The following is a 23,131-nucleotide window of genomic DNA, read 5'->3' as shown; positions in this document are numbered from 1 at the left end:
CCCCAAGGAGGACCCCATGAGCGACCTCACCTGGTCCGACCTGCCCCAGGTCGACCCTCAGCGCCCGGACGAGCTGGTCCTCGACTTCTCCGGCGAGGTCCACCGCGTCGCCACCGGGGAGGTCTTCGTCATCGGCCGCGGAGGCGACCTCGACATCGACGACAACCCCTACCTGCACCGGCGCTTCCTCGTCCTGAGCCACGACAACGGCCTGTGGTGGATCGCCAACGAGGGCTCGCGCCTGTCCGCCACCCTCACCGACGGCGACGGGCTCGTCCAGTCCCGCCTCGCCCCGGGCGCCCGCATGCCGCTCGTCTTCCCCCACGTCATCCTCACCTTCTCCGCCGGGCCCACCACCTACGAGATCGACCTCGTCACCGCCGGTGAGGACCGCTTCACCGGCATCGGGGGCGCGGGCGGCTCCTCCGGCCAGACGACCATCGGCGTCACCCCCATGACGAGGTCCCAGCTCCTGCTCGTCCTGGCCCTGAGCGAGCCCGTCCTGCGGCGCGCCGGGACCGGGGCGGCGGAGATCCCCTCCTCCGCCCACGCCGCCGCCCGCCTGGGCTGGCCGCTGACGAAGTTCAACCGCAAGCTCGACAACGTCTGCGAGAAGCTCGACCGCGTCGGCGTGCGGGGGCTGCGCGGCGGGCGAGCCGAGGGAGCGGCCTCCAACCGTCGCACCGCCCTCGTGGAGCACGCGGTGGCCACCCTCATGGTCACCGCCGAGGACCTGCCCATGCTGGACGAGGAGCACGCGGCCAACATGGCGGCCCGCCGGGCCGAGCAGGAGGCCGTGCAGGGGGCCGACGGCGCCCGGGCGGCGGGGGAGAGCACCACCCGTGTCACCGGGGGCCGCGAGGCGCGCGCGTGAGTGAGCCCGGGGACCTCCCCGAGGCCGAGCCGGTCCCTGCGGCTCCCGCGGCCTCCGGGACGGCCTGGGACGAGCCGGCTGCCGGTCCGGCCGGGGACGAGCGGGCCCCCGAGGGCCCCGGGCCCGCCGGGGCCCTCCCCGACGAGGAGGAGCCCGCTGGCCGGCCGAGCCGGTCGTGCCGGCCGCCCAGGCCCGGCCGCCCGCGGCGCCCTGGGCGCCGCGCCCTCGTCGTCCTCATCGCCCTCATCCTCCTGCTCCTGGCCGCAGCGGCCGCCGGCGCCGAGCACCTGGTGCGCGGCCGGGTCGGCGCCGTCGTGCGGGCGGCCGTGCCCGGCCTGTGCGCCGACGCCGAGGCGCGCACGCAGGGCCTCCTGCTGACCCAGCTCCTCACCGGCTCCCTCGACACCCTCACCCTCACCTCCTCCTGCCTCCACCTCGAGCAGCAGGGCGAGGACACCGCCCTCGACCTGCGCGACGTCACCGCCACCCTCACCGGCGTCGGCCTGCGCAGCCCCCACCCCGCCCGGTCCCTCGACGCCACCGGCACGATCACCTGGGAGGACCTGGGCACCCTCATCGCCAACGCCTCTCCCACCCTCGACCAGGTCGCCGCCGCCCCCGAGGAGCACGGCACCGTCACCGCGCCGGGGGCCTTCACCGTCACCTGCGAGGTCCTGGGGGCCGACGCCGTCCTCCTCGTCGTGCCCTCCCTCACCCAGGACGGCGGCCTGCTCATGACCGTCACCCGGGCCACCGTCGCCGGCGTGGGCCTCGACCTGGCCGGTGAGGACTCCCTCGCCACGACGCTGCTGGGCACCCCGGTCCCCGAGGTCGTCCTCGACCGCGACCTGCTGCCTCACGGGCTGTCCTTCAGCGCCGTCGTCGTCACCGAGGAGGGGCTGCGCGTGTCCATGAGCGGCCAGGACCTCGAGCTCGCCACCCTGTCCCGCTGACGGCTGCGCCGCCCCGCATGGGGCGGGCTCCCCGTCGCCCCGCCTGGGTGGGGCGCGAGCGACCGTATAGCCTTCGCGTGGCGTCCACACCGAGGAGAGACATGAGCACTGAGCCCGCCCGCGCCGACCACATAGCGCCCGAGCGGCACGGGCTCGCCACCGGCCCGGCCGGCGCCCACCCGGCCCCGCCCGTCCCCGGACACCAGGCGGGCTACGGACAGGCCCCCTCCGCGCCGTCGGGCCCCTCCTACCCGACCACCGGCACACTGCCCACCTCCAGCGAGCTGCGGCGCGAGGCCCAGCGCACCGCCCGGATCGACGCCCGCCCCACCAGCCCCGAGGAGGACGTCGCCCGGGCCGGAGAGCTCGTCAAGCGCGTCACCAAGGTCTTCTCCCAGCGCGTCGTCGGGCAGGACCAGCTGCGCGTGAGCCTGCTGTCCACCCTCATCGCCGGCGGCCACGTCCTGCTCGAGTCCGTGCCCGGCCTGGCCAAGACCACCGCCGCCCAGACCCTCGCCTCCGCCGTCTCCGGCTCCTTCCGCCGCATCCAGTGCACGCCGGACCTCATGCCCAACGACATCGTCGGCACCCAGGTCCTCAACTACGCCACCGGTGAGATGACCACCCAGCTGGGGCCCGTGCACGCCAACATCGTCCTGCTCGACGAGATCAACCGCTCCTCGGCCAAGACCCAGTCCGCGATGCTCGAGGCCATGCAGGAGCGCCAGACCTCCATCGGCGGCGTCATCTACCCGCTGCCGCACCCCTTCATGGTGCTCGCCACCCAGAACCCCATCGAGGAGGAGGGCACCTACGTCCTGCCCGAGGCCCAGATGGACCGCTTCCTCATGAAGGAGGTCCTGTCCTACCCCAGGCCGCACGAGGAGGCCGACGTCCTCGACCGCGTGAGCCGCGGCTCCTTCGACAAGCCCGTCACCACGCCCCCCATCACCACCGAGGACGTCGAGTGGCTCCAGGGCGCCGCCGAGCGCGTCTACGTGGACCCGGTCATCAAGCAGTACATCGTCGCCCTGGTCAACACCACGCGCGGCGGCGGCCCCCGCCCCGTGCCCGGCATCGAGCGCCACGTGCGCGTGGGCGCCTCCCCCCGCGGCGGCATCGCCCTCATGAAGGTCGCCCAGGCCATCGCCCTGCAGGCCGGACGCACCTACGTCACCCCGGACGACGTCGGCCTGCTGCGTCACAGCGTCCTGCGCCACCGCCTCGTGCTCACCTACGACGCCCTCGCCGACGCCGTCGCCCCCGAGGCCATCATCGACGCGGTCTTCGCCGCCGTGCCCACCCCCTGACCCATGGTCTCCTCCCCGGTCTCACGGCTGGCGCGCGTGCGCGGGCGCCTCGAGCTGCCCACGTTGCGGCGCGCCACCGGTCTGCTCGACGGGCGCCACAAGTCCGTGCTCATCGGGCGCGGGCAGGACCTCGACGACCTGTCCCTCTACCGGCCGGGCGACGACGTGGGCGACATCGACTGGAAGGCCTCCGCCAGGACCGGCCAGCCGGTCATCAAGCGCTTCCAGCGCGAGTCGAGCCTGCCGCTCGTCCTCGCCGTCGACACCGGCCGCACCATGGCCGCGCAGGCGCCCGACGGCACGGACAAGCGCGAGATCGCCCAGGCGGTCGCCGACACCCTGGCCTACCTCGCCCGCCAGCGCGGGGACACGCTCGCCCTCGTCGCCGCCGACGCCGCCCGCATGGTGGACCGCCCGGCCCGCTCCGGCTCCGAGCACGCCGAGATGCTCCTGGCGCTCCTGGACCGCCAGCTCGGCGCCCTCACCACCAGTCCGGCCGGGGGGAGCGCCCCCGGGGCCGTGCTGGCACCCGGGGCGGAGGAGACTGTGCTCGCCCCCGGGGCGCCCGCCTCCCGGGTCTCGGCCGTCCTCGAGCGCGTCTCCACCTGGCACCGCCGCCGCAGCCTCGTCGTGCTCATCACCGACACCGCGCACCCGGACGCCCAGAGCGACCCCGAGGCGGCCCTGTGGCTCAGGCGCCTGTCGGCCCAGCACGAGCTCGTCGTCGTGCAGGTCGCCGACGCCGCCCCGCTCGGCCCCGGCCGGCGCCGTGACGTCGAGCTCGCCGCCGAGGTCCCGGCCTTCCTGCGCCAGGACACCCGGCTCACCGCCCAGCTGGGCGCCGAGGACGGCGCCCGGCGGGCGCGCGTGGCCACCCTGCTCGACTCGCGCCGCATCGAGCACGTCACCGTCACCTCGCTCGAGCGCATGGTCGACGAGCTCGCGGACCTGCTCGCCCGCCAGCGCCTGGCCTCCTCGCGCCGGAGGAGGTGAGCGCGGTGCCCATCCTGCCCGCCCTGGCCGCGGCACTGCCCGCCGCGCCCGCCCTGGCCGCCTCCGTCACGATCGCCCGACCCGTCCTCATGCCCGTGTGGATGCTCGTCCTCGCCGTCATCACGCTCCTCGTCGTCGCCTCCTGGCTCATCGGCACCCTCATCGGCACCCGCCCGGACCGCTCACGCGCCGTCGGCGACGTCCCCATGGCCCCCGAGGACCGCCGCGGCTGGCTCGACGCCGTGGAGGAAGCGGCCGCCCGCCACCGCGAGGGCACCACCGACCTGCGCGCCCTCCACCTCGAGCTCGCCGCCGCCCTGCGCGGCTTCGCCTCCGAGCGCAGCGGCGAGGACCTGCGCAGCGCCACCGTCCGCGAGATCCTCGACATGGCCGACACCGCCGGGCCCCGCAGCGTCGAGGAGCGCCTGCGCCTGGTCGGCTGCGGCCGCCGCCCCCTGGACACCAACCCCCTCGGCTACGTCGGCGAGCTTCTCTACGTGTGGGAGCAGCCCTCCTTCGACCGCGACCCCGCTGCGGCCGCCGAGGAGGCCGTCGACCTCGCCAGGCAGGTGGTGACCCGGTGGTGATGCCCTGGCTCACCGCGGCCCTCGCGGTCCTGGCCGCCGTGCTCGTCGTCCTGGCCGCCACCGGCCGCCTGCCGGGCCGCAACGGACACCTGCGCGCCGCCCTGGACCGCCTGCGTCCCCGCCGCAGCACCCCCGCCCGCCGGGCCCCCGTGCGGCTGGGCAACGCCGCCGCCCTGCTCACCAGCCCTCACGTGCGCCGCCGCGTCACCCACCGCCGCCTGCTGCTCGCCGCCCTCGCCCTCATCGCCGTCGGAGCCCTCGCCGCCTCCGCCACGCTCGCCGGCCGCCCCGTCGCCGTCACCGAGCGCTCCGACACCCTGTCCACGCGCGACATCGTCCTGTGCCTGGACACCTCCACGTCCATGCTCACCACCGACGCCCATATCCTTCAGACCTTCTCCGAGCTCCTCGACTCCTTCGACGGCGAGCGCGTCGCCCTCGTCGCCTGGAACACCACCGCCCAGACGATGGTGCCCCTCACCGACGACTACGACCTCCTGCGGCGCGAGCTGCGCGAGGTCGCCGAGGTCCTCGACTTCGTCCCCGTCTACGGCAGCAACGCCCTCTATGACTACTACGAGGCCTTCATCGGCACCTTCGGCGACGTCGAGGCCTCCTCCCTCATCGGCGACGGCCTGGCCTCCTGCGCCCTCGCCTTCGACCGTCAGGTCGAGGACCGCTCCCGCACCGTCATCCTCGCCAGCGACAACCAGGTGCAGGACCCCTACCACCTGCAGATCTACAGCCTCGCCGAGGCCGCGGACCTCGCCCCCGAGCGGGGCGTGCGCCTCATCTCCATCTACGGCGCCGACCCCGACCTCCTCGACCCCTCCCTCACCCAGGCCGACCTCGAGCAGGCCCGCGCCGAGCTCGAGTCCGTCACCACCGGGCACGGCGGCCTCTTCTACGAGTCCGACGACGCCGGTGCCGCCGCCGGCATCGTGCGCGAGCTCGAGCAGGACCAGGTCGAGGAGGTCGAGGGCGACGTCGTCACCCTCGTGAGCGACGAGCCAGCCCTGCCCGCCGCCTGGCTGCTGGGCTGCGTCCTGGCCCTGCTCGCCCTGGCCGCCTGGAGGCGCGCATGAGACTCGTTCCCGTCCTGCCCGGAGGCTGGTGGACCGTCGTCGGCGCCGCCCTGCTCATGGCCGCCCTGCTCGCCCTCGCCGCCCGCCCGGCACTGGGCCCCGAGACCGACCCCGGCACCAGGGCGGGGTGGGTGCGGCGCGTGCTGCTCGCCGTCGTCACCCTCACCCTCCTGGCCGGCCCCGGCCTGCCCGCCCGTGAGAGCCAGGCCGTGTCCAGCCTCGAGGTCTACCTCCTGGTGGACCGCACCGGCTCCATGGCCGCCGAGGACTGGGCCGGCGGCCCCGGCGCAGGTGGCGGGACCCGGCTCGACGGCGTCAAGGAGGACCTGCGCGCCGTCGTCGACGCCCACCCCGGGGCCCGCTTCAGCATCATCGCCCTGGACTCCGCCGCCGCCCGCGAGCTGCCGCTCACCAGCGACGTCCAGGCCGTCCGCTCCTGGATCGACTCCCTCCAGCAGGAGGTCACCGACCGCTCCACCGGCTCCTCCCTCGAGCGGGCCCTGCCGCTGCTCGCCTCCACCCTGGCCGCAGCCGCCGAGCGCGACCCCGAGGACGCCCGCGCCCTCTACGTCCTCAGCGACGGCGAGGCCACCGACGAGGGCGCCGGGGTCGACGTGGTCGAGGCCGCCCAGGCGAGCTGGCGCGAGCTCGGCGCCCTCGTCGACGCCGGCGCCGTCCTCGGCTACGGCACCGAGGCCGGCGGCCCCATGCGCGCCTTCGACGGCTCGGGCACCGACGGCGGCTACATCGAGGACCCCGCCACCGGGCAGCCCGGCGTCTCCGTGCCGGACACGGCCGCCCTCGCCGCCGTCGCCGAGGGTCTGGGCGTCCCCTACCTCCAGCGCGACGGCACCGACGACGGCTCCACGAGCGAGTTCACCGACATCGACGTCGCCGTCACCACCGCCCTGACGGACGGGCGCGAGCGGCACGGCGTCCAGCGCTACCTCACCTGGCCCCTCGGCCTGATCGCCAGCGTCCTGCTCACCTGGGAGCTCGTGCACCTGGCCGCCACCGAGCGCGGCCTGCGCCGCCTCACCCGACCGACGGAGGGGGCCCGATGAGCACACCCGCCCTGCCCGGGGAGGACACCCGCTTCGCCCCCGGTGGCGTGAGCGAGGACGAGCAGACCGCCTACGCGCAGGTCGTCGCCCCACAGGAGGCGGGGGAGGACCCGGGCGCCCGTGGGCGCCGCCTGCGCCGTCGCCGTCGGCTCCTGGGCTACGGGGCCGTGCCCGCCGTCCTCGCCCTCGCGGCCGCGACCTGGATGGGCTGGCTCAGCGTCATGACGATGCTCGGCCACAGCGCCGTCGGCTCGGGCGACTACGCCACGGCCGTCAGCCGCTACGGGGCCGTGGCCGGCGCGGACCCGTGGCTCGAGCAGTGGCGCGTCCACTACAACCTCGGCACCGCCCACCTGCTCGCCGGGGACCTGGACCCGGCGCAGACCGCGCTCGAGCAGGCCCTGGAGGAGGCGCCGCCCGCCGACTGGGTCGAGGTCGCCCACGCGGACGGCACGAGCGTGCGCGTGCGCGACCCGCGGGCCCCCGAGTGCCTCGTGCGCACCAACCTCTACGCCCTGCGCACCGCCCGCTGGGCCGAGGCGCTGGCGGCGGGGGACGCTGCCGTTGCCGAGGAGGAGCGCGCGGCCATGACGGATGCCGCGGGCGAGTGCGAGGTGGACCCGCCGTTGGAGCCCAGCGGGGAGCCCAGTGAGGACCCCAGTGAGAGTCCCAGTGAGGCGCCCTCGCCGCAGCCGAGCGGCGAGCCCTCCCCGAGCCCGTCGGGCGGTGCCCCCAGTGCGGAGCCGAGCGGGGAGCCGGGTGCGGAGCCGAGCGAGGAGGCGACGCCGAGCCCCTCGCCCCCGGTGAGCGAGCAGCAGCGCGAGCTCGAGGAGCGCAACGGCGAGGCCAACCCGACCCAGTCCGCGGGCCCCGGACCGGACAGCCGGCGCCGCTGGTAGCGGTGGCGCCGGCTGCCACGGGGACGCCCGGCCGGCTGCCGGATGACGCCGGTGCCGGATGGCTCAGCCGGCGGCGGCGACCGGAGGCTTCGCGGGCGTCTCCGGCTCGGTCGCCGAGGAGCGCACGAGCACGGGGACCTCGTGGCGCGGCACGGGGGCGCCCACGGCGCGCAGCACGAAGGAGTCGAGCGCCGCGAGGTAGGCAGCGCGCTGCTCCGGGTTCGTCGGCGTCGGGCGCCCGCCCATGACGCAGGCGTGCACGAGCGGGATGACCTGGGCCGGGTCCTGGCGCGGGATGACGCCGGAGTCCATGGCGTCGGTGAGGATCTGCGCGAGCATCTGCGCCATGAGGCCGGCGTGGGCGCGCAGGCGCCCGGCGGTGCCGCGGGACACGGCGGAGGACAGGGGGCCCGTCGTCGGGAAGTGGTAGCTGCGCTTGACGATGGCCTGCTGGCGCACGTAGATGCGCAGGCGGTCGATGGGGTCCTCGACTCCGGTGAGGGCGCGGGAGAGCTGCTCGGCGTAGCGGGCGGTCTCGTGCTCCATGAAGGCCAGGAGCAGGTCCTCCTTGTCCGCGAAGTGGTTGTACACCGCGGTGCGGCCGACCCCGGCGTGGGCGGCGACGTCGGACAGGGTGATCTTGTCGAAGGACCGTTGGGCCATGAGCTCCGAGAGCGCGTCGAAGAGGGCGTTTCGGGTGCGTTCTCGGTGCTCGGCAAGCGAGCTCCCCATAATCTTTGGCATAAGGCTGACCTTACCTGGAAGGTGACGTCAATGAGAAGTCCGTCAGCACCCAGGCCCCGGAGCCGCTGCGGCGGGCCTCACAGCGTGCCCCCACCTTTCCCTCGACCTCCTCGGTTTGCGCTCGAACGTACGCCAAAACCCCAGGGAGCTCGAGCGCAAACCGAGGAGGTCGGGGGCGGGCCTCAGCGCGGGAGCTGGGCCCGCAGGCGCGCGAGGATCGGCAGGTCCGCCGGCAGCCAGTCCAGCGCCTCCACCTCATCGAGGGCCACCCAGCGCACGGACTCGTGCGCGCTGCCCCGCCGGGGTCCGCGCCGCGGGTCCGCCGGCTCGGCGAGCCACACGCGCATGCGGTAGCCGTGCATCGCCGGCCAGGCCGGGGCGTCGTCGCGGGGGAAGAGCGGGTCCGGCGCCGGCGCGCCGACCGCCAGGTGCTCCGGGGGCACCAGCTCCGTACCCGGGCGGACGGCGAGGGAGAGCTCCTCGTCGAGCTCGCGCACCAGGGCCTCCTCGGGCGTCTCACCAGGGTCGACCTTCCCGCCCGGCAGCTCGTGCTGCCCGGCGTGCTCCGCCGGGTAGGAGCGTGCAGTGCACAGCATCGCCGTCGGGTGCTCGAGGGAGTCGAGGACGGCGGCGGCGACCACGAGACGCGGGTAGGGCAAGGGCATGGAGGGACCTTAGCGGGTGGATCCGTGTCACGATCCAGGCCATTGCCCCGCCCCCACCCCGCCCGCGGTGGACGGAGCCTTGGAACCGCGCGGGTGCCCGCTCCGTCTCACAGGCCGCTGAGGGGCAATGGCCTGAGTTGTGACAGCCGCGGCTGGCACACTGCCCACCGTGAGCACGACTGACGCCCTCCTGGCCCAGTCGCCCGTCGGCGCCCTGTGGCCCGCGCTCGTGCTCGTGGCCGCCGTCGTCCTCCTCCCACCCGCCCGGCGCTGGGCCCGCGCCCTGGGCACCCTCGTGCACGAGGCCGGCCACGCCGCCGTCGGGCTCCTCGTCGGCCGACGCTTCCACGGCTTCACCATCGGCAAGGACCTGTCCGGCGCCGCCGTCACCAGCGGTCCCGAGCGCGGCCTCGGCAGGGTCCTGACCACCTGGGCGGGCTACCCCGCGCCAGCCGTCCTCGGGGCGGGGCTCGTCAGCGCCGCCCTGCACGGCTGGGCCGGGGCCGTCACCGCAGCCGGCACCGTGGTGCTGCTCCTGCTGCTCGTCATGGCCCGGTCCTGGCGCACCGGCGGCCTCGTGCTGCTCGCGGCCGTGCTCAGCGCCCTGACCTTCTGGTTCGGCGACGCGGCGGGTGTGCCGCTGCGGGCCGGGCTCGTCGCCGGCGTGGGGCTCGTGCTGCTGCTCATGGCCTGGGACGGCCTCGCCGCCGTCGCCCGGTCGCGTGATCGCACGCAGGACCCCGGCACGCTCGCCGCCCTCACGCACCTGCCCGCCTGGTTCTGGCTCGCCACCTGGGCTCTCGCCGACGCCGGCGCGACCTGGGCCGTGTGGCGCGCCGGCGCGGGCACGCTCTTCTGAGCGGCGGGATCCAAGGACCGCCGCCCCCCCAGGGGTGCCGGGGACGACGAAGGCCGGCCCCGGGGGCCGACCCTTGGAGCGGGTGACGGGAATCGAACCCGCGCTGTCAGCTTGGGAAGCTGAAGTTCTACCATTGAACTACACCCGCGCGCTCACCACTGGTGAGGTGCTGGTGCAGCATACAGCACTCGAACCAGGGGCGGGAAATCGCCACCCGGGAGGACCCATGACGAGCAGCCCCACCCCCTCCGGCCAGGACCCGTACAGCCCGGTCCCCGGTGCCGAGCCCTACCCCGGAGGTGCTCCGGACGGCTGGGCCCACACCGGCCAGCCCTACGCCGGGCAGGGGTACCAGGGCCAGGCCCGCCCGCCCTACCAGGGCCAGGCCTACCAGCAGTACCAGGCGCCGGATGCCCCGTACCAGGGGGTCTACGCCCAGCCCGGCGTCGCCCTGAGGTCGAGGATGGCGGCCGGCCTGCTCGCCATCCTCCTGGGCGGCCTCGGCATCCACAACTTCTACCTCGGGCGCACCGGCCGCGGCGTCGCCCAGCTGCTCCTGTCCGTCCTGTCCTTCGGCACCCTGTCCTGGGTCACGTGGATCTGGGCGGTCATCGAGGGCATCCTCATCCTCTCCTCGCAGCCGGGCCAGTACCCGTGGGGCGTCGACGCGAACGGCTACCCGCTCCAGCCCTGAGGAGGCCGACGGCGGCACCCCGCCCCGGCGCCGCCGTCGGAACGCACCTGGGCAGCCCACAGACCCGCCTGGCACAATCTCCCCCGTGCTGCTCTCAGACCGTGACATCCGCGCCGAGCTCGAGTCCGGGCGCGTGGCCCTGGACCCCTACGACCCGCAGATGATCCAGCCGGCGTCCATCGACGTGCGCCTCGACCGCTGGTTCCGCCTCTTCGACAACCACCGCTACCCGGTCATCGACCCGGCCGTCGAGCAGTGCGAGCTCACGCACCTGGTCGATGTCGGCCCCGACGAGCCCTTCATCCTCCACCCCGGCGAGTTCGTCCTGGGGGCCACCTACGAGCGCGTCACCCTGCCCGACGACGTCGCCGCCCGCCTCGAGGGCAAGTCCTCGCTCGGGCGCCTGGGCCTGCTCACCCACTCGACCGCCGGCTTCATCGACCCGGGCTTCACCGGCCACGTCACCCTCGAGCTGAGCAACACGGCCACCATGCCGATCAAGCTGTGGCCGGGGATGAAGGTCGGCCAGCTGTGCTTCTTCCGCCTCTCCAGCCCCGCCGAGGCCCCCTACGGGCGCGGCGCCACGGGCTCGCGCTACCAGGGCCAGCGCGGCCCCACCGCCTCGCGCTCGCACCTGTCCTTCCACCGCATCCGCATCGAGGACCCGGGCCCCCTGGCCGAGGGCGTCACCTCCTTCCCGGACGCCGGTCCCGACGCCGGCCCGTGGGCATGAGCGAGCCTCTGGCCGGGCTGTCGGGGGACCTCTCGGTCTCCCTGCCGACCGACACCACGACCTTCTCCGCCGTCGGGACGCTGCCCGTGGGGCGGCTGGACGTGTGCCACGCCCTCGTCCTGGCCGACGACGTCGCCGTCGAGGAGGTCGAGGCCCTGGCCCTGTCCCTGGACGAGCACGCCGGATGGGTGGGTGTCTCGCGCCTGCAGCTCATGGCGGGGGCGGAGCTGCAGGGGCCCTGGCTGCTCGACGACGAGCTGCGCCGGCTGCTGGGCCTGCCCGGCTGGGCGGCGTCGATCATGGTCCTGGAGACGCCCGCGGTGAGGGGCGGGCCGCTGCCGCAGGCGCTCGCGGGCCTCGACCCCGTGGCGGACGCCTTCCCCCTGGCCCAGCCGGAGGGCAGCGAGCTGCTGGCGCTCACGCGGCTGCGCTCCATCGCGCGGCGCCTGGCCGGGGCGCTGCTGCTGCAGGGCGACGCCGAGGCGGACGGGCGCGGGCTCGCACGCCGCTCGGTGCTCGTGCAGCCGGACCCGACGGCGGCCGTCAACATGGACGTGTACGCCCCCGTGTGGCTGGCCCCGGACGCTGCCGAGGCACTGGTGGCCCCCCTCGCCCCGGGCACGCGCCCCCAGCTGGCGGTGCCGGTTCCGGACACGGTCACCGGGCTGGCGGCGATGGACCCGCAGGACCTCGAGCTCCTCACCGAGCGCCTGGGGGCGGAGGCCCTTGACCGGGCGTGGAGGGCCGCTGAGGAGCGTCACGCGCAGATGCTGGTCGAGGCCGAGCAGGCGGTGGCCGAGGGCGGTGTCCTGGAGCCCGTGCTCGACGGCTACGCCCTCACCTGCCCGGTGGACCCCGCGCAGAGCGGCATGGGGGTGGTGGAGCTGCGCGTGGGGGGTGCGGAGCTGCTGCCGCTGGCGGTGTCGGGGACGCCGTGGGCGGGGACCGGCGGCGCGGTCTACTCGCTCGTGTGGGTGCCGCAGGACCCGTCGGACCGTGACCCGTTGCGGATCTCGGATGAGGGCAGGCGCGGGCGCACGGCAGCGGCCGCGCTCATCGAGCGCCTGGCGGCTGCCGTGGCCCGGGTGACCGGCGGCGTCGTCGTCGATGAGGACGGGTTCCTCGTCGCCCTGTGACCCGGCGGGCAGCCCGCCCTCCCTCCGTCGTCTCCGGCCCGCCCGCCGCCCGCCCCTGCATCCCGCCCACCTCCTCGGTTTGCGCGCGAGATCCCTGGGACTTGGGGTGGTGCTCGAGCGCAAACCGAGGAGGTCGAGGGGGAGGAGCGCGGGCTCAGCCCCGGGGTGCCCTGGCGCGGGGCACGAGGCGGGAGCGCTGGGCCAGGGCCGCCTGCGGGTCCCAGGACCACCCGTCGAAGGCCGCCGCCTCCTCGAGCGTGCGCGACCACGGCACCGTCTCGCCCCGCCCGGCGCCGACGCGCAGGTAGTGGGCCAGCAGCCCCGCGGCCGCCTCGGCGTCGTCGAGCGCGCTGTGGTGGCGGCCGATGACGACGCCCGCGGCCTCGCAGCAGGAGGTGAGCCGGCGCGAGTGCACGGGCACGAAGTGCCGGGCCCACTCCATCGTGCACACGCGGGGCACGCGCGCCCGTCCCACCAGGTGCCCGGTGCGCGACAGCGCTGCGGTGAGGAAGCCGATGTCGAAGCGCGCGTTGTGCGCCACGACCGCCCTGCCGGCGAGCTCGCTCACGAGCAGGTCCGAGACCTGCGCGAGCGACGGGGCGCCGTCGAGGTCCGCGGCGACGAGCCCGTGGATGCGTGTCGGGCCCACCTCGACGGCCCGGCCGGGAGCGGGGTGCACGAGTGTGGACCACCCGCGCTCGAGACGGCCGTCGGGGTCCGCCAGGACGAGCCCGATCTCCAGGACCGCGTCCCTGGCGGGGGACAGGCCCGTGGTCTCCAGGTCGATGACGGCGTAGCCGGTGGGGCGGCCGTGGGGCGGGGTGCGGCGGTAGAAGGTCACCGTGGTGATGGTAGACAAGCCACTGCTGTCACGATCCAGGCCATTGCGCCTCCCGCACCGTGAGGCGGGGCGCCGCAACCGCGTGATGCCAACGGTCTGTTCGCGCGAGAGCGGGTGCTGCCGAGGCAATGGCCTCAGTCGTGACACCCGGGCATACCCTTCCCCCATGACCCACCAGACCCTCACGACCCCGCCGACGGCCCCCGTCCTCAACGAGACCGTCCGCGCCCAGCTCGCGCACCGCACGATCCGCGCCTACACGCCCGAGAGCGTCGGCGAGGACGTCGTCGAGACCCTGCTCGAGGTCGCCCGCCACGGCGCCACCTCCTCCTTCCAGCAGCAGGTCACCGTCATCCGCGTCCTCGACCCCGCCGTGCGCGCGGCCCTGCACGCCTCCTCCGGCCAGCCCTACGTCGGCGGCTCCAACGGCGAGCTCCTCGTCTTCGTCGTCGACCTGTACCGCAACGCCGTCCTGCGCGAGCGCGCGGGCGCGGACCTCGAGCCGCTGGAGCGCACGACCCTCTTCCTCCAGGGCGTCGAGGACGCGGTCATCGCCGCGCAGAACGTCGTCGTCGCGGCGGAGTCCCTGGGGCTGGGCACCACCTACCTCGGCTCCATCCTCACCGACGTGCGCAGCGTCATCACCGCCCTGGGCCTGCCGGAGCGGACCTTCCCCCTGCTGGGCCTGCTCGTCGGCCACGCCGCCCAGGAGCCGCAGTACAAGCCGCGCCTGCCGCGCGAGGTCATGAGCGCCGTCGACCGCTACCCGGACCCGGCCGAGCACCTGGAGGCGCTGGCCGCCTACGACGCCACCGTGCGCGACTACTACGACCTGCGGGCGGCCAACACGCGCGTGGACTCCTTCTCCGAGCAGATCGCCCGGGCCCTGGGCGCGGGCGGCTCCTCCACGATGCCGCTGGCCGAGGTGCTGCACGAGCAGCGCCTGTGCCTGTCCTGAGAGGCTCGTGATGTCCGACGACGCGGCCCCACCCGCCCCGTCTGTCCTGTCCACCCTGCCCGCTCTGTCCCGCTTCAGCTTCCCGACGGCGCTCGTCGTCACGCAGGGCGGTCGGGTCATCGCCCGAGCCGGGGCGGTGGACGAGGTCTTCCCCCTCGCCTCGGTGACGAAGCCGCTGGTCGCCTGGAGCGCGCTGGTGGCGGCCGAGCGCGGGATGCTCGACCTCGAGGCCCCCGCGACCCCTGAGCGCGACGGGACGGTCCTGCTGCCGGGGGCGACGGTGGCGGACCTGCTCTCGCACTCCTCGGGCGTCGCCTTCGACTCCGACGCCGTGCTCGCGCCGCCGGGAAGGCGCCGGGTCTACTCCAACCGGGGCATCGAGATCCTGGCCGAGCGGCTGGTGGAGGCCACAGGCGCGGGGCTGGAGGAGTGGGTGGAGCAGACGGTGCTCGAGCCCCTGGGGATGGCGAGCGTCCTCATCCCGGGCTCGCCCGCCCACTCGGGCCAGGGCAGCGCGGAGGACCTGTCGCTGTTCGCCCGCGAGCTGGCGGCGCCGACCCTCGTGGGTGAGGAGCTGGCGCGGCGCGCGCGCACGGTGGCGCGCCCGGGCCTCGACGGCGTGCTGCCGGGTTACGGCAGGCAGTCGCCCTGCGACTTCGGTCTGGGGGTCGAGGTCCGCGGGCGCAAGTCGCCGCACTGGACGGGCTCGGCCAACAGCCCGCAGACCTTCGGGCACTTCGGCCAGGCGGGCTCCTTCCTGTGGGTGGACCCGGTGGCGGGGCGCGAGGCGGTGTTCCTGGGGGCCAGGCCCTTCTCGCGCCTGCACGCCCAGGTGTGGCCCGATCTGAGCGACCAGGTGCTGGCGCTGTGAGCCGGGGCCCGTGCCTGCGTGAGGGCCGGCTGGGCCCGGCGGGCACCCGCCTCAGGCGACCTCGACGATGACGGGCACGTGGTCGGAGGCGCCCTTGCCCTTGCGCTCGTCGCGGTCGATGGCCGCCGAGCGCACGCGGGCCTCGAAGGCCGGTGAGCCGTAGACGAAGTCGATGCGCATGCCCTCGTTGCGGGGGAAGCGCAGCCTCTGGTAGTCCCAGTAGGTGTAATTGGTGACCCGCTCGCGGGTGGCCTCGACCATGCCGGCCTCGGCGAGTGCCCGGAAGGCGGCGCGCTCGGGCTCCGAGACGTGGGTGGCGCCCTCGAAGACCGCCATGTCCCACACGTCCTCATCCAGCGGGGCGACGTTCCAGTCGCCGACGAGGGCGAGGCTCTGGCCGGGGTCCTCGCTGAGCCAGCCGGTGACGTCCCGGGTGAGGGCGCGCATCCAGTCGAGCTTGTAGGTGTAGTGGGGGTGGGTGAGCTCGCGGCCGTTGGGCACGTAGAGGCTCCACAGGCGCACGGGCTCCGTCCCGGCCACGGCGCCCACGCTCGCCCCGAGCGCCCGGGCCTCGACGACGGGCTCCTCGCCCTCCTGGGAGGCCCAGGCGGGCTGCCCGGGGAAGTGGGTCCGGACGTCGTCCAGCCCGACGCGTGAGGCGATGGCGACGCCGTTCCACTGGTTGAGGCCGTGGACGGCCACCTGGTAGCCGGCGGCCTCGAAGGGCGCGTAGGGGAACTGGTCGGGCCGGCACTTGGTCTCCTGCATGGCGAGGACGTCGACGTCCTCGCGCTCAAGGAAGGTGGTGACGCGGTCGACACGGGTGCGGACGGAGTTGACGTTCCAGGTGGCCAGGCGCATGGGCCGAGGCTAGCGGGTGGGCAGGCGGGGCCGGGAGACGTGAGCCATCAAATATTTCGGGATTCGAAGAAATGGCTTGCGCGTCAGACAACCGATGTCATACATTCAATTCCGACGCCGGCGCTCACCTCAGCGCCGAGTGGATGCGCGCAAGGATGCGCGTCCCATGAACACAGGAAGGTTCCCCATGAAGGCCACCACTGCTACCCGTCGCCAGGTCCTCGGCGGCGGCCTCGCCGCCGCGACGCTGGCCACCCTGGCCGCCTGCGGCTCCGGCTCCGACACGATGGCCGACTCCGGAGACGTGGTCGAGATCACCTACTGGCACCGCCTGCCCGACGGCGAGGGCATGACCAAGGTCGACGACATCGTCGCCCGCTGGAACGAGGAGAACCCGGGCATCCATGTCACGGCCACCAAGTTCGACGGCAAGGCCGACGAGTCCTACGCCAAGATCCACCAGGCCGTCCAGTCCGGCGACGCCCCCGACCTCGCCCAGGTCGGCTACGCCGAGATCGGCTCCGAGTGGATCGCCGGCGATCTCGAGGACGTCGCCAAGGAGATCGCCGACGGCGGCTACGAGGCCAACTTCTCCGCCGGCACCATGGGCATGTGCAGGCTCGGCGACATCGTCGTCGGCCTGCCCCAGGACTCCGGCCCCCTCGTCTACGTCTACGACAAGGCCGCCTTCGACGAGCTCGGCATCACCGCCCCCACCACCTGGGCCGAGCTCAAGGAGTCCGCGAAGGTCGCCAAGGCCGCCGGCAAGTACATCACCACCTGGCAGTCCGACGAGACCGCCTACATGATGTCCGGCCAGGCCGCCGCCGCCGGCGCCACCTGGTTCTCCGCCGAGGGCGACGCCTGGAAGGTCGACATCGACTCCGAGGTCACCGCCAAGGTCGCCGCCATCCACCAGGAGCTCATCGACGAGGGCCTCGCGCTCGTCCTGTCCGACGGCCGCTGGGGCGACGACTGGGGCGCCAAGCTCACCGACGGCACCCTCATCGGCACCGTCGCCGCCGCCTGGGAGCCCGCCTTCATGCTCGGCGACCTCGGCGTCGAGGAGAGCCAGTGGCAGGTCACCTACCTGCCCAAGTTCGGCGACAAGCAGGTCACCGGCTCCGACGGCGGCTCCGCCGTCGCCGTCATCAAGGGCTGCCAGCACAAGGCCGAGGCCCTGAGGTTCGCCAACTGGTTCAACACCCAGGTCGCTGACCTCGTCTCCCAGGGCCTCGTCGTCGCCGCCACCACCGAGAAGCCCAAGACCCCCGAGTCCATGGTCAAGCTCTGGGGCGGCCAGGACGTCTACGGCTTCCTCGCCGAGGCCAACGACACCATGAACGAGGACTTCCCCTACTCCCCGACGTGGACCTCCGTCGTCGCCGTCCTCAACACCAAGGGCGGCGAGGTCGCCACCGGCTCCGCCAAGGTCGCCGACGTCTTCTCCGCCGCGCAGGAGGAGGCCGTCAGCTCCCTGGAGTCCGCCGGCCTCACCGTCGCGAAGTGACCCTGCCCGGGCGCTGAGGCCCTCGATCGCCGCCTCAGCGCCCAGCCGGGCCGCCCCGGGCCGGGACCGGACGCTCTCGTCCAGGTCCCGGCCGCGGGCAGTGGCCACCACGAGGACCGGACCGCCGCCCGGGCGGCCCGCCCACAGGCTCGAGGCGAGCAGCGGGCCCGACGACGACGTCGCCCCTCGCCCCGGGCACCACCACCACCGAGGAGCCCCGCCATGAGCACCGCCCCGGCCGCCCCGACGGCCGCGAACCTCCGCGCCATCAAGGCGCGCCAACGACGCAACAACCTGTTCGGCTGGGCCTTCGCAGCACCCTTCGCCCTCTTCTTCGCGGCCACCTTCATCGTGCCGATCCTCGTGTCCGTCCACCAGTCCTTCTTCCAGACCAAGGTCTCCGGCGGCGGCCTGTACGGAGGCGGGGAGACCGTCACGAGCTTCGTCGGCCTCGACAACTTCGCCGCCGTCGTCACCAACGGGGCCTTCTGGACCGGCATCGGGCGCGTCGTCGTCTACGCGGCCTTCCAGATCCCGGTCATGATCCTCACGGCCCTCGTGCTCGCCCTCCTGCTGGACTCCTACCTCGTCAAGCGCGTCACCATCTTCCGGCTGGGCTACTTCCTGCCCTACGCGATCCCCGGCGTCGTCGCCGCCATGGTGTGGCTCTACCTCTACAGCCCGCAGCTGTCCCCGCTGTCCGACTGGCTGGGGATCAGCTTCTTCAGCAAGAACGTCATCCTCGCCTCCATGGCCAACATGACGACGTGGACCTTCACCGGCTACAACATGCTCGTCTTCCTCGCCGCCCTGCAGGCCATCCCACAGGAGCTGTACGAGGCCGCCCGCCTCGACGGCGCCTCCGGCTTCCAGATCGCCACGAGGATCAAGGTCCCCATGGTCTCCGGCGCCGCCCTGCTCACCGTCCTGCTGTCCATCATCGGCACCATCCAGCTCTTCAACGAGCCGACCGTCATGAGCACGGGCCAGTCCTGGATGGGCAACAACTACACCCCGATGATGATGGCCTACAACACCATGATGGTCTCGCCCGGCGACCCGCACACGGCCTCCGCGATCTCCATCGTCATGGCGCTCATCGCCGGCGCGCTCGCGGCCGTGTACGCCCTCGTCCAGCGCAGGATCCAGAAGTGAGAGGCAGCGACGACATGAGCACCACCACCGCCGCCCCATCCGTCTCCGCCGCCAACGCACGACGCCGACGCACCGCCACGCTGCCCGACGGGCGCGTGTACTACCCCTCCACCTCCGACCACGCCCAGTCCCTCGAGCCGAGCCGCACGGCGAAGGCGGTCACATGGGTCGGCATGGTCCTCGTCCTGCTCTACTTCGCCTTCCCGATCTACTGGGTCGTCATCAACGCGACGAAGTCCAACCCGGACATGCTCACGTCCAACGGCTTCTGGTTCGCCGAGAACTCCGCGGCCCAGAACTACACCGCCCTCATGGGCTGGACCGGCAACATGTTCTGGCGCTGGGTGGGCAACTCCCTGCTCTACTCCACCGTCGCGGGCGTCGTCGGCACCCTCATCTCGGTGATGGCCGGCTACGGCATGAGCAAGTTCCGCTTCCGCGGGGCCAACATCCTCTCCGGCACCGTCATGGTGGGCCTGCTCCTGCCGATCTCCCTGCTGACGATCCCCCTGTACATCGTCATGCACACCCTGGGGCTGACGGACACGGTGTGGTCCATCATCATCCCCTCCTGCGTGAGCCCCTTCGGCGTCTTCCTCGGCACGATGTACTCCTCGAGCTCGGTGCCCGACGAGCTGCTCGAGGCCGCCCGCATCGACGGCGCCGGCGAGTTCCGCATCTTCTTCACGATGGTGCTGCGCCTGCTCGCGCCCGCCATGGTGACGATCTTCCTGTTCATCTTCGTGGCGACGTGGAACAACTTCCTCCTGCCGCTCATGATGGTCACGAACAACACCGAGCTCAAGCCCGTGACCCTGGGCCTGTACGGCATGATGTCGTACTTCGACCCGGTGTACGGCGCCGTGCTGCAGGGAGCGCTCTTCGGCGTCCTGCCGCTCATCGTCCTCTTCCTGTTCCTCCAGCGCTTCTGGCAGGCCGGCCTCGCCGCCGGCGCGGTCAAGGGCTGAGGGCGCAGGGACTCATCCAGGCGGCGCCCGTCACTACATGGGGAGGTGGCGGGCGCCGCCGCCTGCCCGCCGATACCCTTCAGCCCATGGGAACCGCACTCGTCACCGGCGCCACCAGCGGCATCGGCCTCGCCCTGGCCCGCGAGCTCGCCGTCGGCCATCACGACCTCGTCCTCGTCGCCCGCTCCACTGAGCGCCTGCAGGAGGCCGCCCACGAGCTCCACCAGCGCGCGGGGGTCGGGGTGCAGGTCCTGACCGCGGACCTGTCCACCCCCGAGGGGCGCGAGCGGGTCGCCGAGCGCCTGAGGGTGGGCCTGCCCGACGGCGTGCGCAGCAGCGCCCCGCAGGTGAGCCGGCCCCACACGGAGCAGGACGTGGCCCGCCGGCCGGTGGACCTGCTGGTCAACAACGCGGGCTTCGCCGTCGGCCAGGAGCTCGTCGGCGGGGACCTCGCCCAGGAGCGCCGGGCGCTCGACGTCATGGTGGCGGCGGTGCTCGAGCTCACCCACGCGGCGGTGCCGGGGATGGTGGCGCGCGGGCACGGGGCGGTGCTCAACGTCGCGAGCGTGACGGCGCTGACCGCGATGGGCACCTACGCGGCCCACAAGGCGTGGGTGCGGACCTTCACCGAGGCCCTCGCCTCCGAGCTGCGCGGCTCCGGCGTGAGCGCCACCGTGCTCAACCCGGGCCTGACCCGCTCGGACTTCCACCATCGCGCGGGCATCGCGGAGGAGTCGTGGCCCGGTCCCGCGTGGCTCGACGCCGACGACGTCGCGCGCGAGGCGCTGGCGGCGGTGCGCCGCGGCCAGGTCATCTGCACGCCGTCGGCGCGCTACCGGGCGGTCAACGCGCTGCTGCGGGTCAGCCCCCGCTGGCTGGTGCGGCGGGTCGCCGGGCACGCCACGGCGCGCACCCGCTACTGAGGGGTTTCGCTCTGGGACGAGTCCTCTGGTGGGGAGCGAGCCACACATAGGACCATCGGCCCATGGCTTCCATCATCTTCCATGGCGTCCCCGTCTCCACCGTCGGCAAGCTGCCCGCCGTCGGCTCGACCGCCCCCGCCTTCACGCTCGTCGGCGCGGACCTGGCCGAGGTCACCAGCCAGTCGCTGGCCGGCCGCCGCGTCGTCGTCTCGATCTTCCCGTCGGTCGACACGGGCGTGTGCGCCCAGTCGGTGCGCGAGTTCAACAAGCGGGCCTCCTCGCTGGACAACACGACCGTCCTGTGCGTGAGCAAGGACCTGCCCTTCGCCCAGGCACGCTTCTGCGGGGCCGAGGGGCTGGACGACGTCGTGACCGCCTCCGCCTTCCGCTCCGGCTTCGGTGAGGACTACGGCGTCACCATGGCCGACGGGCCGCTGGCCGGGCTGCTCTCGCGCGCGGTCGTGGTCATCGGGGCCGACGGCGTCGTGCTGCACAGCGAGCAGGTCGCCGAGGTCGCCGACGAGCCGGACTACGACGCCGCCCTGGCTGTTCTCGGCTGAGCGGGGTCCCGGGCGGCGCGCGCCGTCGTCGATCGCCTAGCCTGGTGCGGTGAGCACCAACGACCCTCAGCGCGCCCGCCTCGCCCAGCTCGTCTCCGACCTCGCCGTCGTGCGCGGCAAGGTCACCCTGGCCTCCGGGCTCGAGTCCGACTTCTACGTCGACATGCGCCGCGCCACCCTCCACCACGAGGCCGCCCCCCTCATCGGCCACGTCATGATCGACATGCTCGAGGAGGCCGGGCTCGGCACCGACGTGGTCGACGCCGTCGGCGGCCTCACCATGGGGGCGGACCCGGTGGCCACCGCCATGCTCCACGCCGCCGCCTCCCGCGGCCTCGAGCTCGACGCCTTCGTCGTGCGCAAGGCGGCCAAGGACCACGGCATGAGGCGCCGTGTCGAGGGTCCCGGCGTCGAGGGGCGCCGAGTCGTCGTCCTCGAGGACACCTCCACCACCGGTGGCTCCCCGCTCGAGGCCGTCGAGGCCCTGCGCGAGGCGGGTGCCGAGGTCCTCGCCGTCGCCGTCATCGTCGACCGTGCCACCGGTGCCCGCGAGCGCATCGAGGCCGCCGGCCTGCCCTACCACGCCGCGCTCGGCCTGACCGACCTCGGCCTGGAGTAGCGGGCGCGGCTCCGCAGGTTCCTGCTCGTGGGGACGTTCGCGTCGGCCGCTCGCGCGGGTTGGTGTCCCCTGGGTGATGTGGTGGGCGACTCCGACTGAGAATCTTTCGATTATCGAAACCTGCTCGTATGCTGAGGGGCATGGCAACCATCGGCGCGCGCATCAAAGAGGTATTGGCCGAACGCCGCCAGACGCAGGCGGCCCTCGCTCACGCCGTCGGACTGAGCGAGTCCGCAATGTCCAAGGTGGTTGCCGGCTCGCGCTCCTTGTCCTCCATCGAGGCGGCCCTCATCGCCAAGCACCTCGACGTGACGATGCACTGGCTCGTCACTGGTGAGGCGGATCCCTTCGAGGTCCGTCTGGCGGCGAGGCACAGCTACGACCGCCCGACGGGAACGTACTCCTGCGACCCCAGCGCCGACATGCAGGTGCTTGAGGACATCGCCCTGGTCTACCGGCAGGCGCAGCCGGCGTGACGGGCACGCGCATCCAGCAGGCGGCGGCGCAGGCACGCGCCGCCATGGGGGAGGGCTTCATCTCACGCTTCTACGAGCGGGCTGAGGACGCCCTCGGAGTCGAGGTCATCGTCGTCCCACTGACGGGGGACGGGTACTCGCTGACGCTCGGTGGTCACAAGGTCATCGTGCTGGCCGCGACAGACCGCTGGTTCCGAAGCAATTTCACTCTCGCCCACGAGCTCGGCCACCTGCTGGTCGAGGGTGCGCCCTCGCGGAACGGCAAGCCGGCCGAGAACGCGGCCAACTCCTTCGCAGCCGAGCTGCTCATGCCGGCGGAGATCATCCGTGCCATCGACTGGCCGAGGGCGCAGGCCTCGACGCTCGCCCAGCTCGTCTGGGACCTCGGAGTCTCCACCCAGGCCCTGGAGATCAGACTGAGGGTCCTGAGGATCGTGCCCGGCGACGAGGTGCGATCGGCCCTTGCCATGCCCACCGAGACGCTGCTGCGAGCCTCGTTGGCGCCGGCGGTCGCGCCCCCAGCGGCGGTGACCGCGCGCATGGAGTACTCCGCCCGCCGTCGGTTCCCAGAACGGGTCGTGACCGACCTTCGCCGTGCGGTCGCGGACGGGCGTGCCCCCCGCGCGTCACTGTCCTGGGTGCTCGGCCTGCCGGTGTCGGAGGACTACCCGGAGAACAGTGAGGTGGACGAGGCCCACGAGCTCGACGTCGAGCTGTTGGACGGGCTGGTCTGATCCGTGTCCCCTCGCCCCTTCTTCTTCCCTGACAACACGGTCCTCATCAACATGGCCCT

Annotated in this window: 26 protein-coding genes and 1 tRNA gene; 22 read left to right on the top strand and 5 right to left on the bottom strand. The window is 73.6% G+C overall.

Going from position 1 to position 23,131, the window contains the following annotated elements:
- Nucleotides 1-16: 16 nt before the first annotated feature.
- From H6X67_RS06620 to H6X67_RS06585, 8 genes are all read left to right on the top strand, one after another.
- Complete coding sequence (locus H6X67_RS06620; RefSeq protein ID WP_249369077.1) at nt 17-874, top strand: FHA domain-containing protein; 858 nt, start codon at nt 17-19, stop codon at nt 872-874.
- Complete coding sequence (locus H6X67_RS06615; RefSeq protein WP_249369078.1) at nt 871-1,827, top strand: LmeA family phospholipid-binding protein; 957 nt, start codon at nt 871-873, stop codon at nt 1,825-1,827. Before H6X67_RS06620 ends, H6X67_RS06615 begins: the two co-directional genes overlap by 4 nt.
- A gap of 101 nt (nt 1,828-1,928) precedes the next feature.
- Complete coding sequence (locus H6X67_RS06610; RefSeq protein ID WP_249369079.1) at nt 1,929-3,137, top strand: AAA family ATPase; 1,209 nt, start codon at nt 1,929-1,931, stop codon at nt 3,135-3,137.
- A 3-nt stretch (nt 3,138-3,140) separates the two neighbouring features.
- Entirely contained in the window at nt 3,141-4,130 is a 990-nt protein-coding gene (locus H6X67_RS06605; protein WP_306468491.1) for a DUF58 domain-containing protein, read from the top strand.
- 89 nt (nt 4,131-4,219) lie between these two features.
- Nucleotides 4,220-4,717 (top strand): alpha-amylase, encoded by a 498-nt coding sequence (locus H6X67_RS06600; RefSeq protein WP_249369089.1) that lies wholly within the window; start codon nt 4,220-4,222, stop codon nt 4,715-4,717.
- Entirely contained in the window at nt 4,717-5,802 is a 1,086-nt protein-coding gene (locus H6X67_RS06595; protein WP_249435480.1) for a VWA domain-containing protein, read from the top strand. The genes H6X67_RS06600 and H6X67_RS06595 overlap by 1 nt, the downstream gene beginning before the upstream one ends.
- A complete protein-coding gene (locus H6X67_RS06590) occupies nt 5,799-6,866 on the top strand; it encodes a vWA domain-containing protein (RefSeq protein ID WP_249369081.1) in 1,068 nt (355 codons plus the stop codon). The genes H6X67_RS06595 and H6X67_RS06590 overlap by 4 nt, the downstream gene beginning before the upstream one ends.
- Nucleotides 6,863-7,765 (top strand): tetratricopeptide repeat protein, encoded by a 903-nt coding sequence (locus tag H6X67_RS06585; RefSeq protein ID WP_249369082.1) that lies wholly within the window; start codon nt 6,863-6,865, stop codon nt 7,763-7,765. The genes H6X67_RS06590 and H6X67_RS06585 overlap by 4 nt, the downstream gene beginning before the upstream one ends.
- 63 nt (nt 7,766-7,828) lie before the next feature.
- Here H6X67_RS06585 and H6X67_RS06580 read toward each other — a convergent pair whose 3' ends face one another.
- A complete protein-coding gene (locus tag H6X67_RS06580; RefSeq protein ID WP_249369083.1) occupies nt 7,829-8,509 on the bottom strand; it encodes a TetR/AcrR family transcriptional regulator in 681 nt (226 codons plus the stop codon).
- A gap of 182 nt (nt 8,510-8,691) precedes the next feature.
- Nucleotides 8,692-9,174 (bottom strand): (deoxy)nucleoside triphosphate pyrophosphohydrolase, encoded by a 483-nt coding sequence (locus H6X67_RS06575; protein ID WP_249369084.1) that lies wholly within the window; start codon nt 9,172-9,174, stop codon nt 8,692-8,694.
- Between the two features lie 169 nt (nt 9,175-9,343).
- Between H6X67_RS06575 and H6X67_RS06570 the strand changes: the two genes are divergently transcribed.
- A complete protein-coding gene (locus H6X67_RS06570; RefSeq protein WP_249369085.1) occupies nt 9,344-10,033 on the top strand; it encodes a M50 family metallopeptidase in 690 nt (229 codons plus the stop codon).
- A gap of 74 nt (nt 10,034-10,107) precedes the next feature.
- On the opposite strand, the gene H6X67_RS06565 is transcribed toward H6X67_RS06570, so the two are convergent.
- Nucleotides 10,108-10,181, bottom strand: a tRNA-Gly gene (locus H6X67_RS06565).
- A 78-nt stretch (nt 10,182-10,259) separates the two neighbouring features.
- Here H6X67_RS06565 and H6X67_RS06560 point away from each other — a divergent pair.
- The 3 genes from H6X67_RS06560 (at nt 10,260) to H6X67_RS06550 (ending at nt 12,596) form a co-directional block, all read left to right on the top strand.
- Nucleotides 10,260-10,727, top strand: a complete 468-nt coding sequence (locus H6X67_RS06560) for a TM2 domain-containing protein (RefSeq protein WP_249369086.1) — start codon at nt 10,260-10,262, stop codon at nt 10,725-10,727.
- Between the two features lie 85 nt (nt 10,728-10,812).
- A complete protein-coding gene (dcd, locus tag H6X67_RS06555; protein WP_249369087.1) occupies nt 10,813-11,460 on the top strand; it encodes a dCTP deaminase in 648 nt (215 codons plus the stop codon).
- Nucleotides 11,457-12,596: a hypothetical protein gene (locus H6X67_RS06550; protein WP_249369088.1), complete on the top strand. Its 1,140-nt coding sequence runs from the start codon at nt 11,457-11,459 to the stop codon at nt 12,594-12,596. The genes dcd and H6X67_RS06550 overlap by 4 nt, the downstream gene beginning before the upstream one ends.
- Before the next feature lie 154 nt (nt 12,597-12,750).
- Here H6X67_RS06550 and H6X67_RS06545 read toward each other — a convergent pair whose 3' ends face one another.
- A complete protein-coding gene (locus H6X67_RS06545; protein ID WP_249375312.1) occupies nt 12,751-13,437 on the bottom strand; it encodes a 3'-5' exonuclease in 687 nt (228 codons plus the stop codon).
- A gap of 166 nt (nt 13,438-13,603) precedes the next feature.
- On the opposite strand from H6X67_RS06545, the gene H6X67_RS06540 reads away from it, so the two are divergent.
- Complete coding sequence (locus tag H6X67_RS06540; protein ID WP_249367930.1) at nt 13,604-14,395, top strand: nitroreductase family protein; 792 nt, start codon at nt 13,604-13,606, stop codon at nt 14,393-14,395.
- Between the two features lie 10 nt (nt 14,396-14,405).
- Nucleotides 14,406-15,266 carry a serine hydrolase domain-containing protein gene (locus H6X67_RS06535; RefSeq protein WP_249367933.1) on the top strand — a complete coding sequence of 287 codons (861 nt, stop codon included), beginning with the start codon at nt 14,406-14,408 and terminating at the stop codon, nt 15,264-15,266.
- Between the two features lie 51 nt (nt 15,267-15,317).
- Here the strand turns inward: H6X67_RS06535 and H6X67_RS06530 are convergent, their stop codons facing one another.
- Complete coding sequence (locus H6X67_RS06530) at nt 15,318-16,127, bottom strand: exodeoxyribonuclease III (RefSeq protein ID WP_249367935.1); 810 nt, start codon at nt 16,125-16,127, stop codon at nt 15,318-15,320.
- A 187-nt stretch (nt 16,128-16,314) separates the two neighbouring features.
- On the opposite strand from H6X67_RS06530, the gene H6X67_RS06525 reads away from it, so the two are divergent.
- The 8 genes from H6X67_RS06525 (at nt 16,315) to H6X67_RS06490 (ending at nt 23,072) form a co-directional block, all read left to right on the top strand.
- The gene (locus H6X67_RS06525) at nt 16,315-17,637 is read left to right on the top strand and encodes an ABC transporter substrate-binding protein (protein ID WP_249375314.1); all 1,323 of its coding nucleotides are present in this window, start codon (nt 16,315-16,317) and stop codon (nt 17,635-17,637) included.
- A gap of 222 nt (nt 17,638-17,859) precedes the next feature.
- A complete protein-coding gene (locus H6X67_RS06520; protein ID WP_249367938.1) occupies nt 17,860-18,792 on the top strand; it encodes a carbohydrate ABC transporter permease in 933 nt (310 codons plus the stop codon).
- A gap of 14 nt (nt 18,793-18,806) precedes the next feature.
- Nucleotides 18,807-19,760, top strand: a complete 954-nt coding sequence (locus tag H6X67_RS06515) for a carbohydrate ABC transporter permease (RefSeq protein ID WP_396121335.1) — start codon at nt 18,807-18,809, stop codon at nt 19,758-19,760.
- 86 nt (nt 19,761-19,846) lie between these two features.
- Nucleotides 19,847-20,683 (top strand): SDR family NAD(P)-dependent oxidoreductase, encoded by an 837-nt coding sequence (locus H6X67_RS06510; protein ID WP_249367940.1) that lies wholly within the window; start codon nt 19,847-19,849, stop codon nt 20,681-20,683.
- Between the two features lie 62 nt (nt 20,684-20,745).
- A complete protein-coding gene (tpx, locus tag H6X67_RS06505) occupies nt 20,746-21,243 on the top strand; it encodes a thiol peroxidase (protein ID WP_249367942.1) in 498 nt (165 codons plus the stop codon).
- Nucleotides 21,244-21,292: 49 nt separating this feature from the next.
- Nucleotides 21,293-21,862 (top strand): orotate phosphoribosyltransferase, encoded by a 570-nt coding sequence (gene pyrE / locus H6X67_RS06500; protein ID WP_249367944.1) that lies wholly within the window; start codon nt 21,293-21,295, stop codon nt 21,860-21,862.
- Nucleotides 21,863-22,002: 140 nt separating this feature from the next.
- Entirely contained in the window at nt 22,003-22,338 is a 336-nt protein-coding gene (locus H6X67_RS06495; protein WP_249367946.1) for a helix-turn-helix transcriptional regulator, read from the top strand.
- Entirely contained in the window at nt 22,335-23,072 is a 738-nt protein-coding gene (locus H6X67_RS06490; protein ID WP_249367948.1) for an ImmA/IrrE family metallo-endopeptidase, read from the top strand. Before H6X67_RS06495 ends, H6X67_RS06490 begins: the two co-directional genes overlap by 4 nt.
- Nucleotides 23,073-23,131 lie beyond the last annotated feature (59 nt).

The sequence above is a fragment of the Actinomyces sp. AC-20-1 genome, from assembly GCF_023369555.1.
Taxonomy (GTDB): Bacteria; Actinomycetota; Actinomycetes; order Actinomycetales; family Actinomycetaceae; genus Actinomyces.
Note: the sequence above shows the minus strand (reverse complement) of the source record. Positions and strands in the feature narration are given on the sequence as shown.

Excerpts from the sequence above, each read along its gene's own strand:
- H6X67_RS06605 (WP_306468491.1), top strand. The coding sequence starts at position 3,141 with ATGGTCTCCTCCCCGGTCTCACGGCTGGCGCGCGTGCGCGGGCGCCTC.
- H6X67_RS06585 (WP_249369082.1), top strand. The coding sequence starts at position 6,863 with ATGAGCACACCCGCCCTGCCCGGGGAGGACACCCGCTTCGCCCCCGGT.
- H6X67_RS06600 (WP_249369089.1), top strand. The coding sequence starts at position 4,220 with ATGCCCGTGTGGATGCTCGTCCTCGCCGTCATCACGCTCCTCGTCGTC.
- H6X67_RS06560 (WP_249369086.1), top strand. The coding sequence starts at position 10,260 with ATGACGAGCAGCCCCACCCCCTCCGGCCAGGACCCGTACAGCCCGGTC.
- H6X67_RS06520 (WP_249367938.1), top strand. The coding sequence starts at position 17,860 with ATGAGCACCGCCCCGGCCGCCCCGACGGCCGCGAACCTCCGCGCCATC.
- H6X67_RS06580 (WP_249369083.1), bottom strand. The coding sequence starts at position 8,509 with ATGCCAAAGATTATGGGGAGCTCGCTTGCCGAGCACCGAGAACGCACC.
- H6X67_RS06530 (WP_249367935.1), bottom strand. The coding sequence starts at position 16,127 with ATGCGCCTGGCCACCTGGAACGTCAACTCCGTCCGCACCCGTGTCGAC.
- H6X67_RS06550 (WP_249369088.1), top strand. The coding sequence starts at position 11,457 with ATGAGCGAGCCTCTGGCCGGGCTGTCGGGGGACCTCTCGGTCTCCCTG.
- H6X67_RS06515 (WP_396121335.1), top strand. The coding sequence starts at position 18,807 with ATGAGCACCACCACCGCCGCCCCATCCGTCTCCGCCGCCAACGCACGA.
- H6X67_RS06620 (WP_249369077.1), top strand. The coding sequence starts at position 17 with ATGAGCGACCTCACCTGGTCCGACCTGCCCCAGGTCGACCCTCAGCGC.
- H6X67_RS06525 (WP_249375314.1), top strand. The coding sequence starts at position 16,315 with ATGAAGGCCACCACTGCTACCCGTCGCCAGGTCCTCGGCGGCGGCCTC.
- H6X67_RS06590 (WP_249369081.1), top strand. The coding sequence starts at position 5,799 with ATGAGACTCGTTCCCGTCCTGCCCGGAGGCTGGTGGACCGTCGTCGGC.
- H6X67_RS06535 (WP_249367933.1), top strand. The coding sequence starts at position 14,406 with ATGTCCGACGACGCGGCCCCACCCGCCCCGTCTGTCCTGTCCACCCTG.
- H6X67_RS06510 (WP_249367940.1), top strand. The coding sequence starts at position 19,847 with ATGGGAACCGCACTCGTCACCGGCGCCACCAGCGGCATCGGCCTCGCC.
- H6X67_RS06575 (WP_249369084.1), bottom strand. The coding sequence starts at position 9,174 with ATGCCCTTGCCCTACCCGCGTCTCGTGGTCGCCGCCGCCGTCCTCGAC.
- H6X67_RS06610 (WP_249369079.1), top strand. The coding sequence starts at position 1,929 with ATGAGCACTGAGCCCGCCCGCGCCGACCACATAGCGCCCGAGCGGCAC.
- H6X67_RS06495 (WP_249367946.1), top strand. The coding sequence starts at position 22,003 with ATGGCAACCATCGGCGCGCGCATCAAAGAGGTATTGGCCGAACGCCGC.
- H6X67_RS06595 (WP_249435480.1), top strand. The coding sequence starts at position 4,717 with ATGCCCTGGCTCACCGCGGCCCTCGCGGTCCTGGCCGCCGTGCTCGTC.
- tpx (WP_249367942.1), top strand. The coding sequence starts at position 20,746 with ATGGCTTCCATCATCTTCCATGGCGTCCCCGTCTCCACCGTCGGCAAG.
- H6X67_RS06540 (WP_249367930.1), top strand. The coding sequence starts at position 13,604 with ATGACCCACCAGACCCTCACGACCCCGCCGACGGCCCCCGTCCTCAAC.